This is a genomic window from Paenibacillus hexagrammi (assembly GCF_021513275.1).
Lineage (GTDB): Bacteria > Bacillota > Bacilli > Paenibacillales > NBRC-103111 > Paenibacillus_E > Paenibacillus_E hexagrammi.
In genome coordinates this window covers 1,546,785-1,561,608 of sequence record NZ_CP090978.1, presented here as the reverse complement: position 1 = coordinate 1,561,608, position 14,824 = coordinate 1,546,785, and the positions used below count along the sequence as shown (strand labels likewise).

Sequence of the window (14,824 nt, the reverse complement as noted above, 5' to 3'; positions counted from 1 at the left end):
GATATAAATGAAGTTTTTTAAGCTTCATGTGTATGTTATTTAAGATGTTTTGGAATATACAAGTAAAATAGACCGTTCCCCATTTGATTATCATCAATGAAGAGCGGTCCGGCAGATGTCCTGATCCTTTGATACTTTACCGTTTATTGTTCCATCGTTCTAAAATAATCCCGCAATCTCCATGCCAATTCATCGTCCGATAACGGATTGCGGTGCGTATTCTCCAAGTAAATATATTTCTCGGTCTCCGGCATCAAATACTCCTTGTACCAGAGGAAAAAGTCCGGACTATCCCCGTGCATGCGCAAAAAGCGGCGCAACGTGTCGACATTATTCACTGTGCTTGCGATATTGGTCAGCCAGTCCGCACTGTAGAAGCGTTCCCACTTCCCATGCTCGGAATCTCGCATGGCTTCGAGTCCGCGCTGGTAGCACCACATCGATTGCGAAGCATACACGAAAGCTTGAGGATACTGCCCGCTGCTGTAAGCTTCATAAGAACGGCACAGCCACATGAAGCCTTCGGCTCCCGACTGATGCAGTACGCCATGGAACTTCAACTGATCCACAATCCGCTGCTGATACTCCGCCGCAGCCTGATTCATGACATCCTCGCACCGCTCGAGCCACGAGCTCCAAGCCTCCTGCCCCTGCCCGCAGCGCTGCCCAAACCAGCGGATCTGCTCGGCAAACGGTACATCGCCGGCGGCCCAAATCAGGCCGGTATCCGGCTCGCCACACTTCCCTTGCAGCCAATGACCGATGATTCTTCTGGCAGGGTGATGATAGAACTCTTCACCTGCCAAATCATCGGAGTGAGAACCATAAGAAATGGACGCTTCTGCATAAGTGCGATACAGTTCAGCAATCTCCTCCTGCCCGCTGCCATAGTAGCTGCTTACGAATTGCTGCAGGTGAAGTTCCGGGTTGATCCATCCTTGATTCCACAGCTCCCGGACTAAATCCAGCTGGTATACATGGGGGCGTATATTACCGCTGTTTACAAGTAAATACTCGGTTGCCCCTGACTCAAAGGCCTGCCCAAGTTCATCACAGATGAATGCGGCTGACCCCTGAAACATTGTCAAATGGTTAGAAGCCTGTAAATCATGAAACGTCACGTGATAGTAGACGCCGTGCTTGCCTTGATCGTCTGCACCCGGCAGTGCCGGCATCCGCAAATTGAGATTGCCGTGTCTGCGCGAGACCATTTTCCCATAGCCGTTATCCGCCCATACTTTGATAACATCATCAGGAAGATCGATGTAACCACCCTTATACAGCTCAGAAATTTCACCGTAAAGAGCTGCACAATAGACCGGGTTCTCCACTTTCTCCGCGATCATATCGTACTGTCTGCGAATCACCTTACTGATCATCGCACCGCGCTTCTCCGGCGTGTCGAAGGTAGGGTCGTTTTCCCAAAACGGCTTGTCGCCTTGTCCCCGGAAGGAAAGCACCCATAGAACACGCTGATGCTTTTGCTTCTCGATCGCCTTCTCCCACAGCCTTTCGAACAGTTCAGGCTCGTCCTTGTAGCTGGCTGCTCTGCCTGTATAAGCACGCAGGAACATCTCAGCCCCTAGCGGCTCGGCGTGATGATGCGTAATCCACAGCCCCATTTCAGAAGCTAACTCAAAATGAATGCCGTTCTTGGGCAGGTCGGTTCCCGGAATGACCATGTTGCCCCCGCAGCGAAGCAGCGCTTCGAATACCGGCAGCCACACCTCTCTGGATGGCGGATACGGTTGCTTCCAGCCGATCAGGCATACTTCGTCATTGACAAACCATCCACGGAATCTGACCTTACGCGCCGGTGAATCGTAATTTTCACACGGAATAGCGATGATCTCCTTCTGCCCAATCGCCTGATCCGCCCAGAACCAGAATGGCTGAATACCCAAATAGGTCTCACTCACATATAGAATTCCGTAGACTAGCCCTAACTCGTCACGGGCTGCGACGATAAGCCGGTCTCGTCCGTTCTCTTTATCAAACCTGATAACAAAGGACTCTTCCTGCTCGGCGCAGCTGTCTTCCGCCAAAGCATATCGTATGATAATATCAGCATTTGCAGCTTCTTCGCATACTTGAGACTCATGGCCGAGTACCGCTTGTAAATCCCTCGTCAACATCCGCACAGCATGACGGACCGGTGAAGTCGGAGATTCAGAGATATGAACGTACACACTGCCGTCAAGCTGCATCATCTTTGAAGTGTTTGCTTCCATCATGATTCATCCTTTCCCTGGTTAAAATAGAAATATGGCGCTGCCGCCGGGGCGACAACGCCATGCTCCACCATTTATTTTTTTACCGCAGAATCGTATTCCTTGGCTTTTTTCATCAGTTCGTCGTAAGCCTGCTCTGGAGTTGCTTTTTCGAACATCAATTTCTCTACAATTGTTTTATAGTCTTTCTTGAAGTTGCCCCAGCCTTGAGGTTCAGCAACAAATTTTTGCGCATTAGGAGCTACTTTATTGATGAATTCCATCGATGCTTTGTCCGCTGGGCTAAAGTTAGGCGACAGCATATCTACGATCTTGGAGTTACCAGGGATACCGCGAGTTAGTCCGAGTGTCTTACCGGCTTCCTGATCATTAATGAACCATTCTACAAACTTCTTCGCCTCTTCCTGCTGTTTGGAAGCAGCATTTACGCTCCAGAACATGCCGGGCTTCAACCAACCGCCTGCTTGCGAGCCTTTAGGAAGTGTTGTATATCCGAAAGCATCCGGCTTCAAGCTGTTAATCGAACCGACCTGATTCGAGAACAGGTGACGGGCAATTGCGTTGCCGTTGACGACGTTGTCCATTTTCGGATCAAGTTCCTTATCCGTTACAGTCATATCTGCAGGTGTGATGATGCCGGCTTTTCTCATTTCGTCCTGCTTCTTCATGTATCCGATCCAAGTATCTTTATCAATGGACAGCTTGTTATCTGTAAATACTTGGCCTTTGCCTTGACTCAATTGATAGGCCGTGTAGTCGTACAAGTCGGAGCTCTGGTCTACGAAGACGTACTTATCTTTGCCCAGCTTCGCTTTCGCTTCTTGCCCGAATTTGTAGTAGTCGTCCCATGTCCAATCCCACGCTGGAGCGCTTAAACCGAGCTTTTCAACAACCGTCTTATCATATACCATACCGAATGCAGCACTGCCGAGCGGCATCGCGAACAGCTTACCATTGATTTTGCCGGACTCCAACAAGGCCTTGTCCATATCTGCTACGTTAATGCTGCTTAGATCCGCAACCAGATTGCGGCCCACATATTCGTTGAGATAGGCTGCATCCATCTGAATAATGTCTGGCGCATTCTTCGCTGCGAACTGAACGCCAAGCTTATCAAAATATCCGTCCCATCCGGAGAATTCACTTTCAAAGGTTACATTCGGATGAGCCTGCGTATATTGAGCAAGAGCTTTCTGTGTCGCATCATGACGCTCCTGAGATCCCCACCAAGCAATACGAAGCTTTACCGGTGCATTGGAATCGGCAGCCTTTTGTGTTTCCGCAGGTTTCTGCGAATTCGTGGATGGTGCGTTGTTAGCGGCATTACCGCCGCATGCGGTTAAGGAAGCGGTCACAACAAGTGAAAGCGCAGCCGTAAGTAATTTTTTCTTCATTGTATTTATTTCCCCTCTCGATGATATCGAATTTACACATTTATCGTACTGCTGATAGACGTATTGGTATAGGAGAGAATCGAACACAAATCTTTCAGTATTTGATCATACTTTCGAATATATTCACTTTTTCAACACATCGCTGGGGTTCATGCCTGTATATTTTTTGAAAAGTGTGCTGAAATAAGGAACATTTTGGTAGCCCACGCTTTCTGCAACCTCATAAATCAGCAGATTTCCTTCCAGCAGCAGCGCTTTCGCTTTCTCCAGCCGAACCCGAATCACATAGTTCATGAACGTTTCCCCTGTCACCTTTTTAAACAATTGATTCAAGTAGTTCTTGGATATAAATAATTGCCCGGCTAAGTCATCCAAAGTAATATCTTCCGCATAGTGCTCGTGGATATAGCTAATCATGAATTCTACCGCCGCCTTATGCTTTTGACCGATTGCGGGTTCCTTCTTCAGAACAATGAGCTTCAGCTTCGCTTGAACGAATGCTTCCAAATCCGAACGATTAATAATCGTGTCGGCTTGCACGATCGCGGAATCGTCAGACGCTCCTGCAAGTGTCTTGCCTGCCTGCTGGGCTGCATACTGAATCAATGTCCACAGCTCAGCTGCCAGCACTTTATAAAAAATCTTCATGTCGGCTGAATGTCCGGATGCCTCCTGCTGCGTGATGAACGCTTGAATGTGTCCCCGGATTTCCTCTTCCTCACCTGAGGTGAGCAGCTGTGCAAGCTGCCTGACAAATTCAACGCCAAGGGATCTTCCTTCGGATTCATCCAAAGCTTCAAAGGCTTCATCAGCTGATTGCTTGAGCTCTGTCCAGCTGCTTTTGCGCTGGCCCCTGCCTGCTTGTATGGTAAGACCCAAATACTGCATCATATGTTGAATGAGTGTGTCGCATATATGGTTAAGGCGCTCTTCCACATATTCCCTAGTTTCTTCTCTCTCAATATGCAGAACCATAGCAGAATAGGGCCCAAACAACCATAAATAATCGGACTCCGGCCATTCCTGTGCCAGTACCTCTGTAGTAATATTCGTTATCGCATACCGGAACAGATGCCAATCGGAATTTGAAATATTGCTGACACGCTCCGTTTTAGACAGCTCTAAAATAACGACCTGCTGGTCCCTCTCCGTCCACCATATTTCCGGATGCGGCAGCTTCAAATCCGATAAACCTGCACGGATCGTTCCATTTAATAAGGAGGCTAGCTGATCCTGAGAGATTTGTTTCTCATAGTGCCGAACAAAGCTCTGAAGCTCGTTCTTCTCCATCTTCTCCAAGTTGCTCTCTTCCAAACTTTCGGTTACCCTGAACAAGACTTTTCTAATTTGTTCTACGGTAATCGGCTTGTTCAAATAATCCTCAACACCAAGCCGAATCGCTTGGCGGGCGTATTCGAAATCCGTGTAACCGCTCAGAATGACAAACCGTCCCTGATACCCCTCACTTCGAAGCTGCTCAATCATCTCAATGCCGCTAATGCCGGGCATATATAAGTCGGTAATGACAATATCCGGCTCCTCACGCCGAACGAGCTCGATCCCTTGTTCTCCGTCGATCGCCTCTCCCGCCAGCTCTGCATGAAGCTCGTCCCAAGGAATAATGTGTTTCAATCCTCTAAGAACCTGAAAGTCATCATCGACAATGGCTATTTTCCACATTGAAAACACCCTTTCTACGTTGTTGAATGGAGCTTCTTACGAGCCGAAAAGCGGATATCAACCTGTACGCCGCCCTCCGGCCGGTTAGATAGCTGCAGCTTGTACTCATGGCCAAACAAGGCATCAAGCCGCTCCTTTACATTTCTCAGTCCATACCCTCCCTTTTACGGGGTTTATGATCCCAGTTTGGGCTCAATCCCTTGCCATTATCCTGTATACAAACAACGAGCTCATCCTCTTGCCGGTTAATGCTTACGGACAGCCTAGCTTCCTGAACACCATGAAAACCATGCATAAATGCGTTCTCTATGAAAGGCTGAAGCATAATCTTGGGCATGAGGCATGCCGCTGCGTCCTCTTCAACCTGAATGGTATATTGAAGTCGATCGGACCATCTGACCTGCTGGAATTTCAAATAACATTCGATATGGGCAATCTCTTCGGTAACGGTCACCAGACTGTCGGTATTGGACAGCGCAAGCCGGAACATACCGGCAACCTGCGAAAGCATGCTGCTGATCTTGCTTTGACCTGCTTCAATCGCGATCCAGTTGATCTGATCCATAGTGTTATACAAAAAATGCGGATTAATCATCATCTGCAAAGATTTCAGCTCCGCCTCCCGCTGCCGCTCATGCTGTTCATGAAGCGATGCGTACAGATCGTCGATCCTTTGCGTCAGCTTGCGATAGCCTTGAAACAGCTTACCGAATTCATTGCTGTAATCGGTCGGCAGCTCCTGCTTTTCACCCGGTGAGAATCGGCTCATGGCCCGCAGTAATTGATTCATCGGATTCATAAACCTGCGCGACAAGAACAAGGTGAGCAGAAAGACGAGAAGTATGGTAGAGGCACCTAAAATAACGAACAGTCTGGCCATGCTGGCGCTGCTCTTCATCATGTCATTCCAGGAGCTTAGTTCAAACAAGGTCCACTGCGCATCCGGTGATTTCGCCCATACATAAAAAGCATTGCCGGATCGGAGCGACCCGCTTGGCTGGACCATTTCCCCTTTTAATGTCATGGTTGCTTGTTGAAGCAATTGTTCATCGCCGGAATGCGTCATAAGCCTTCCTGCAGCATCAAGCAGCGCAATATTCCGGTTCTCATCCTCCGAAGATACCAGGAATTGAATATTAGACACCTTAATATTAAAGACCAGTAAGCTGTAGTACTGGTTACTGTTATTCATCACTTTACGCGCGAAGCTGATGACGGACTCTTCACGTCCGTTTGTTACAATGGTATGCTCACCCAGCCAAGCGCTGTCCGTATCGACAATCCCTGCATACCACGGCTCCTCATTTAGTTGACTCATCGGGTAGAACGTAACAGGCCCCTGCGTGTCCGAGGTGAATGGATAGTCCGAGTACATATGAATCGACTGCAGAATGGGAATTCCAAACACCGTATAATTCAATTGGCTGCGAATTTCACTCTCTGCCCGCTGCCTCTCATAAGCATCTCCATCCCGCAGCCTGCCATACAGCAAGTCCACATTCTTAGCGGCCGTCCCCGATGTCTGCTCAATCCCGATTAAGCTGGTACTGACCTTCTTGCTCAGCTCATTTAGCAGTCTTGTCTGATAATACGTGGTATTCTCAGCAATTTGGTTGGAGGTTCGGGAGTAGCTCATCGTGATGACAATACCGATCAATAATGCAATGATAAAGGCGGAGCTAAAGAAAAACACCGCAATAATCCGATAATTTTTAAATGGATTTCTCAGCATTTGACTGCCCTCCATAATGTTGGAAATCGTCTGTTTAAGCAAAGAAAGCTGCTAGCAACGGCAGCAGCTTGTCTTTCCTTTATTCAATTTAGCCTTTTAGAGCACCGGAAGCAATACCTTCCACAAAATGCTTCTGAGCCATAAAAAAGATAATGACGGCAGGAATCACAGATACCAAGGACATAGCCAACATTTGTCCCCAAGGCACGGTACCCTGCGAATCGATGAACAGCTTCAGCGCCAGGTTAACTGTATATTTATCAACGGAATTGATATAGAGTAATTGGCCGAAGAAATCATCCCAGTTCCATAGGAAGCAATAGATCGCAACCGTTACGAGCGCAGGCTTCGTCAATGGAATGACAATCCGCCAGTATATACCGAACCAAGAACATCCGTCCATTTTCGCTGATTCATCCAACTCTCTAGGAATAGAACGGATAAATTGTACTAGCAGATAGATAAAGAAGGGACCGCCTACTCCTCCAGCCAAAAGATGAGGAACATAGAAGGGCAGGTAAGTGTTAATCCAGTCCAGCTTGCTGAAAAGCACATACTGCGGCACGATGGTAACCTGTGTTGGCAGCATCAAGGTTAACAATAGTACGCCGAACCATACTTTTCTAAGCGGGAAATCCAGTCTAGCGAAAGCAAAAGCAACCAAACTGCAGGAGATTACGCTCGTGAACAATACTCCTAGAATAAGTTCCAGGTTGTTCAGATAGAACACCCCAAAATGGTAGTTAGGAACGGACACCCAGCCATCCGAATAATTGGACCAGCGAAGCGACTCGGGAAACAAATTTGGAGAGCGCATTTCTTCATTTGTTTTAAAGGAAGCTCCCAGCCACCAAAAAACCGGATACATCATAAGCACGCTGGAGATCAGCAAAATGAGATGTGTGAGAGGCTTTCTTTGAGTAATCATTTTCCTTTTCCTCCTTGCGTTTCATAGTATACCCAGTATTTGGAAGTTGCAAAAATAACGGCGGTTACTACTGCGATGATCACCAACAGAATCCAGGCCAGCGAGGATGCGTAGCCCATTTGAAACTTGGAGAATGCTCTTTCATACAAGTACATCACATACACATACGTGGAATTCACCGGACCGCCATTCGTAATTATGAAGGCTTGTGTAAACATTTGAAATGAGTTGATCGTCGACTGTACAAAGTTAAACAATAAAATCGGAGACAGCATCGGAAGAGTGATCGTAAAGAATTGTCTTACCTTCGAGGCCCCGTCTACAGAAGACGCTTCGTACAGATCCCTAGGGATTTGCTTAAGTCCCGCTAGAAAAATAATCATGGCAGAACCGAACTGCCAAGCAACCAGCAGGACAAGCGTGCCCAAGGAGGTGCTAGGATTGGCGATCCACGCTTTACCTTCAATCCCTACCAAAGCTAACGCTTGATTAATGAAGCCGTCCTGGCTGAAAATGTTCTTCCACAGGATCGATACGGCAATACTCGTTCCGATCAAAGACGGAAAGTAGATCATCGTGCGATAGAATGAAATCCCTTTAATGTTCTTATTGAGCAGCATGGCTACCAGCAGTGCTGTGATAAGCTTTACCGGCACCGAAAACAAAACAAACAGCAAGGTCACCTTAAGCGAATCACGAAATGTATCATCCTCAGTCAGTATATAGCTGTAATTCTTCGTTCCAACCCAGTGCGGGGCATCCAGCAGCGAATAATCGGTAAACGAATAATACAGAGACATGAGGATCGGCCCTAATGTTAATAGGACGAAGCCTAACAGCCAGGGTGATAGGAACAAATAGCCCGCTATCGGGGATTCCCATCTGCTAAGAAACGGGATGCTTGCTTTTTCTTTTTAACAGGTATCTTGTCATTCTGCAGCGCAATACCTTTCATAATTAGTCTCCACTCCTGTCAAAGCGCTGATTCTTACTCGCTTGTTGATGTTGTAGCTTCATTATAAATGGGACTTGAGCAAGCTTACATTGCGCATTGAATCAAGTTCTTTCACTATTTCACACTACTTCCTGCACTGAAAAAAGCCCGGGGGCTTCGTTAAGAATGCCCCCGGGCTTTTGAATGACCTTATTGCTTAACTAAAATGCGGTACAGCATAGCAGCTGCTTGTGCCCGCGACAGGTTCTCCTTCGGATGGAGTCCGCTCTCATCACCTTGAACAAAACCTGATGCAGTCAAAGCGGCAATACTGCTTACGGCATAGTTGGAAATGTCAGCTGCATCACGGAACGCAGCCGGTTGCGCGGACGTATCGCTGCTAGATAGCTGCTTAGCAGCTTCCAAAGCTCTTGCTGTCAGCACCATCGTATCCTCGCGGGTAATCAATTGCCCCGGCTGGAATTGGTTGTCGCCTGATCCCGAGGTAATGCCATATGCTCTTGCTGTCGAAATGGCAGACGCATAGTATGCATCCGGCTGCACATCGTCAAACGATGCCGACGTTTTCGACTGGAATTCCAAAGCGCGCACCAGCAGCACTAGGAAATCGGCTCTTGTAATACTGTCCTGCGGATTGAAGCTGCGATTTGTAACCCCTTCAATAACACCTCTGGATGCCAATGTTTCAATGGACTTACGAGCCCATTCTACATCCGTTAAATCTGTAAAAGATTTAGGCTCAAACACAACCCCATATCGGCTAAAGTGCTTCGTCGCAAAGACAACTTGACCTGTCGAAGCATCATAATGCCCGTTTGGCACAGGTGTGACATGTCCATTGCCATCCACATAAACTACGGCGATTTGCTCCGGATTTTGAAGTTCACGGTTGGACGGTTCATACGGAACCTTGACCGTCACGGGAGCCTCAGGATTGTTCCAGGAAATTGCCTTCCCGTCCACTAACACCTGCATATCCAAAACAGGACGTTGTCCGAATCGGTTTTGATCTGCCGTATTTAAATTCTCTTTCGGAAGCTGGGCTAGACGCACTTCCACGGTTTGTGCAGAAGTTGGCCCGCTCAGCATTTCGTTGGACAACACAAGCGTGCCTGCCGGGGTTTCCAATTGAATCGAATACGAGCCCTTTCCACCTGTCAGGGAAGAAGCCGGAAGCTGCACGCCATACTCCTTCTTACTGTCCGTCGATTGAACTTTGATTTGAACTACTTTCTTGCCGGATTCATCCGTAGTTGCGGTTGATACCGCGTGTTCGAACGCTTTTTTGGATATCACCGCTGTCCCTTTGCTGTCAGCTGTGGCGGTAACTCCAGGCTTGCTGGTATCGATTCCGGTATCCGTACTTGTAGTCTGGTCGCTGCTTGAAGAGCTGCTGCCGCTATTACTGCTTCCGTCACTCCCGCCGCTGTTGCTATTATCACTATTTCCATCGCTTCCGCTTCCGATGTCATCACTTCCATTACTGCCGCCACTGCTTCCGTCGTTATCGCTTTCGCCGTTGTTCCCGTCCGAAGACCCGGCATCCTCCGACCTTACTAGTACAAGGAAGATTTGCTTGGCTTGCTCCAGATGATCGAAAGCCTGCTGCCACTGAACGTCAGTTGCTATAACATCGCTAAGCACTGCTCCCGCCTCGCTTAAGCTGGCGGCAAGCGGAGCCTTAGCTCCTGCAGGGTACTCACCTTTATGATCACCTTCAACGGATTGATCATAGATGAGCTGTGTTTCCTCCATTAAGCTCTGCAATGCTGTTTTCCAATCCTTTGTCACGACAAAAGCATGTTCGGATGGCACTCCGTTAAATGCTTCTCCCCAGCCATTCTCAAAGACAGCCGTTAAACCGATCGAGGTTTCGCTCAGCGCAGCGCTTTCTTTCGCTTTCCAATGAGCATTGAATAAATCCGTATCCGCCGGTAGCGGCTGATTGTCTTGCATGGCAACCTTTACGGCCAGATGACCTTCGTCTGTTAGTTCCTTTTGCTCAAAGCTCAGCTTCGGCAAATCGGTATCTACAGACAACCACTCTACCTGATTCGTATCAAACGTGATGTTTATTTCTGCCGTATAAACCGCCGAGTACACACTCGCAGATACATTACTGATGCGGAAAGCAGAGTCCAGAACCTCTCCTGCTCTTACGCTCGTCTTGCCGTGCAGGGAAGCAACCGCTCTGTTTGCAGGTAAGGTTACCTGCAGACCGGATGTCGTTTGTCCTGCCGTTACCTCTATTCCTTGCAGGGTGGCATCCTCATATCCGGCTTTCGATGCTGATAGCTGGTAATTCGAGCCTGGCTCGATGGACGAGAAAGTAAATGATCCGCTTGGGTCTGTATGGCCCGAGTAGTTGTGAACACCATCTGTTAACGTTACAAGTACACCGGACAAATGGTTCGCCCCTGTGTCCTGAACGATTCCCGTCACCGCTCCTTTCGAATTAACCTCACGGGTAACCACGACTTTATAAATCGCATTGGCTGTACCGTCTTGCGAAACAACCAGCAGCTCAATTTCGTTTTCTCCCACCAATAACGGTATTTCACTGGATTCATGACCGCTTGCAATGCTTTTTTCATTGATGGAAATATCGGCTTGGCTATTACTTGCAGTTGGTGTGAAGGTCATATACGCAACTTCATAGGGCACCTTCACCGTATATTCCAACGTATCCTTGTTAAAATCAGGCGATAGCGTCCCGCTACTGATTTCAAGGCCTCGCAGGGAGGCATCCATCAGTGGCGAAATGCGGTTTACCGTGACCGTATAGCTGACCATCGTTTTGTTATCTTCCGCTGTGACCACAACCGGAATATCTGTTTGATCGCCAGTCAATTCAATTGGCACCGATACCGTACCGCTTGAAACGGATATTTCATTGACTGTAACAGAGGCTGCATTCGGGCTGCTTGCCGTCGGTGTAAGCGTAATCTGCTCGGTTTCACTTGGAACCTGAATGCTGTAGTGCGTTTCATCCAAACGCGTTAACTCTCCTGCGCTACTGCTAATGCTGGACAACGTTGCATCCGTTTTGGAATATCCAATCCCTTGCGTAACACGAATATTGTCCACATTCACACTGCCGTAGTTGGAGCTGTTGGCATAGAAGTCAATTCTTTTGATATCCGTCATCGATTGGCGGAATGCAGCCTGATCCACAAGCTTTTCGCCATCGATGTACAAGTCGAACCTTTGAGCAGCTGTATCAATGACCATTCGCATATTGTACCATTGACCAACGTTATAGCTCATCAGCTCTACCGAAGCCGTGCCTTTGTAAGCTTTCATTTTACCCTTGTCAAAAGCAAAGCTGACTCCCGGACTGGACGATGAGGGGCTGGTGCCGTACACATAAGGCAAGCTGAACCAGTTATTACCGGATGTGTAGGTGTCATTTCTCATCAGGTCCGCTTCAATCGTCACGATTCCTTTGAGAGGCGTTGCGAACGCTTCTGAAAGAGTAGTGTTGCCGGAATTACTGCTCCTTGTCAGCCGTACGCTTTTATCCGATGTATCCGGCACTTCCGTGATCTCGACTTTTCCACCGCTCGTCGATACCGTAAGATCATCTTGAGAGCTCATATTACCGGAAGCCATGTCATTGAACTTATGATCATATAAGACTTGTGGCTGCTTGCTGGATAATAAGAGACTGCCAATATCCGTCTGACTCTCGGGAGTAATTGCAATATTGGATTTGCTTGCTGCAAAATACCCGGGTTTGGATACTTGAATCGAGTACCCATCGCCGATCGGCACTTGTGTCATATGTACAACACCGGCAGCATCCGAATTCCCTGATGCGAGAACTTCACTCTCATAAAGTACTTGAACAGCTGCATCTGCGAGCGGATCCATCTTCTCATCCAAAATGTTTGCACTCAAGCTTCCATAGGGACTAGTGGAGGTAATGACTACATCTTGCGTCGTCATATTCGGCGGCTGGATATCCACATTAGTTGTTACCGTTTCATATCCTGCTTTCTCCGCTTTCAGCTCGGCTTGCAAGGTTAGCGGCACATCAGCGATTACATAAGTTCCTTTTGCATCGGTGGTTGCCATGTAAGGGGTTCCATTCACCGTTAAAGTGAGCTTCACACCTGCAACGGGCTTGCCCGCTCCATCTCTTACTTTACCGTTAAGAGATTCTGTCGTACTCCCTTCGGCTGTATAGTATTCAAATGCTCCGATATCAGGTGCTCCGTTATATAAGATGCTGCCTGCGTAATCTTTTCCACCGTTATCACTCATGACCAATCCGGCATTGATCACGCCCGAACCTGATTGCGAACGGAATCCAAGCGCTGAATCCAGCATGGGGCCTGTCTCAGCAGTACCGGATGGCCCTGCGACAGTACTTACAAATTTCGGGTCAACTTGGATCGCTTTCGCATCTACAGCAGGAATCGTCAAGTTAGATCCATAGTAATTGTTATTTTCGTAAAAGGTCGTACCGCTTGTTGTAATCGTCGCGCCTGCACGCGTTGTATATAAATTGTTGTTCTTAATGTGATACGTTGCATCCAGGGAGCTTCCGTAACCATAGATCAAATAGTTACTCTTATCGTTGTAGATGGTATTGTTATAAACCTGAGCAACCGCCTTGCGGTCGGAATGCAGATAGATGGGATAACGGCTGTTGCTCTTGATGACATTATTACGAATAATCGTATCGCCAAAGGAAAACTGACAAATTAGAATTCCATCACCATTATCATGAATGTAGTTATACTGAATGATAATATTCGTCGTAGCTTTATCTGGATCGATACCATTGGAGTCCGCTCCGCCCGCTTTTTGCGTCGTTTCATACACTTCATTGTGCTGAACGACAATATCATCCGCGTAGTACATTTCAATCCCAGATGTCCCGGTTCGGTACACTACGTTTCCTTCGACCAAGCCTCCACGGATATCGGTCAGGTACATCCCGTTACAACCGTAATCCGTATTCTGTTGAGTGATGAAGTTATCCCGGATCGTCACATTCGTATGCGGCGTAAACTTAGGATCCGTATCGCTTGATCGTTCTCCCCACCCCGTAGAAGTGGCTATGGTAGTACCGTCTTGGTCCTTCCCGTCACCTGTATATTGCTTGAATACAATGCCTGCGAAGGAGGTATTGCTCACCGTTGATTTCTCCACAACAACATCGTTCAGGATGGTTGCCTGTGCCGGTGGATTGTAAATATCCGGTACTGTCGTATCAAATACAATACCGCCGGTCTTTTTTGAGCCGTCCCAGCCAGTCTTGAATCGAATACCAGGTTCAGGAGGTATAGGCTGCGTTCCACTGATCCAATGGATTTCACCGGTAACATCATGCACGTCAACCGATTCAATGCGGAAATAATCCAGAGTTGTGCTGTTATCACCGGAAATATGAATGCCTCTGTAATCTCCCAGGTTTTCCCCCGGAGTTGAGGTGGGAGCTACCTCGTTGGATACGTCCAGGTTATGGATCTCCCAATATTCTTGATTAAACAAACGAACGGCGTCATTAACCGTACCGTTACCTTGTATCGCCGGCTTGCTTCCGCTGCCATAAGCGTCAATGATTATTGGATTACCTTCGCTTCCCGAGCCTTTCGGCCAGAGCTGCCCTTCCCAAACCTCACCCGATTTAAACAAAATCCGATCACCAGGCTGAAAATTGGTAGCGCTTACTCTTTCAAGCGTTTTCCATGCTGTGCTATCGCTTGTACCTTCGTTACTGTCGCTGCCTCCTGTCGCATCTACGTAGTAACTCGTTCCCGAAGGCTGTATCGCCTGCGCCTTGGGAACAGGTAGAACACCAATCGACAGACCGAACAACAAGGATGCCGATAACAAAAGAGATATACTCTTCGTACTTATCTTCTTGAACACTATTCCTCAGTCCTCCTATCC

Annotated in this window: 7 protein-coding genes; all 7 read right to left on the bottom strand. The window is 47.8% G+C overall.

Translation table 11 applies throughout. The features are described from left to right. Positions 1–143: 143 nt before the first annotated feature. Positions 144–2,234 carry a glycosyl hydrolase 115 family protein gene (locus L0M14_RS06745; protein ID WP_235121421.1) on the bottom strand — a complete coding sequence of 697 codons (2,091 nt, stop codon included), beginning with the start codon at positions 2,232–2,234 and terminating at the stop codon, positions 144–146. A gap of 71 nt (positions 2,235–2,305) precedes the next feature. Further along, entirely contained in the window at positions 2,306–3,625 is a 1,320-nt protein-coding gene (locus L0M14_RS06740; protein WP_235121420.1) for an ABC transporter substrate-binding protein, read from the bottom strand. A gap of 123 nt (positions 3,626–3,748) precedes the next feature. Beyond that, positions 3,749–5,305: a response regulator transcription factor gene (locus tag L0M14_RS06735; RefSeq protein ID WP_235121419.1), complete on the bottom strand. Its 1,557-nt coding sequence runs from the start codon at positions 5,303–5,305 to the stop codon at positions 3,749–3,751. A 145-nt stretch (positions 5,306–5,450) separates the two neighbouring features. Further along, complete coding sequence (locus L0M14_RS06730) at positions 5,451–7,037, bottom strand: cache domain-containing sensor histidine kinase (RefSeq protein WP_235121418.1); 1,587 nt, start codon at positions 7,035–7,037, stop codon at positions 5,451–5,453. 88 nt (positions 7,038–7,125) lie between these two features. Then, a complete protein-coding gene (locus tag L0M14_RS06725; RefSeq protein ID WP_235121417.1) occupies positions 7,126–7,965 on the bottom strand; it encodes a carbohydrate ABC transporter permease in 840 nt (279 codons plus the stop codon). Further along, entirely contained in the window at positions 7,962–8,864 is a 903-nt protein-coding gene (locus tag L0M14_RS06720) for a carbohydrate ABC transporter permease (RefSeq protein ID WP_235122835.1), read from the bottom strand. The genes L0M14_RS06725 and L0M14_RS06720 overlap by 4 nt, the downstream gene beginning before the upstream one ends. Positions 8,865–9,109: 245 nt before the next feature. After that, the gene (locus tag L0M14_RS06715; protein ID WP_235121416.1) at positions 9,110–14,803 is read right to left on the bottom strand and encodes an S-layer homology domain-containing protein; all 5,694 of its coding nucleotides are present in this window, start codon (positions 14,801–14,803) and stop codon (positions 9,110–9,112) included. Positions 14,804–14,824: the final 21 nt, after the last annotated feature.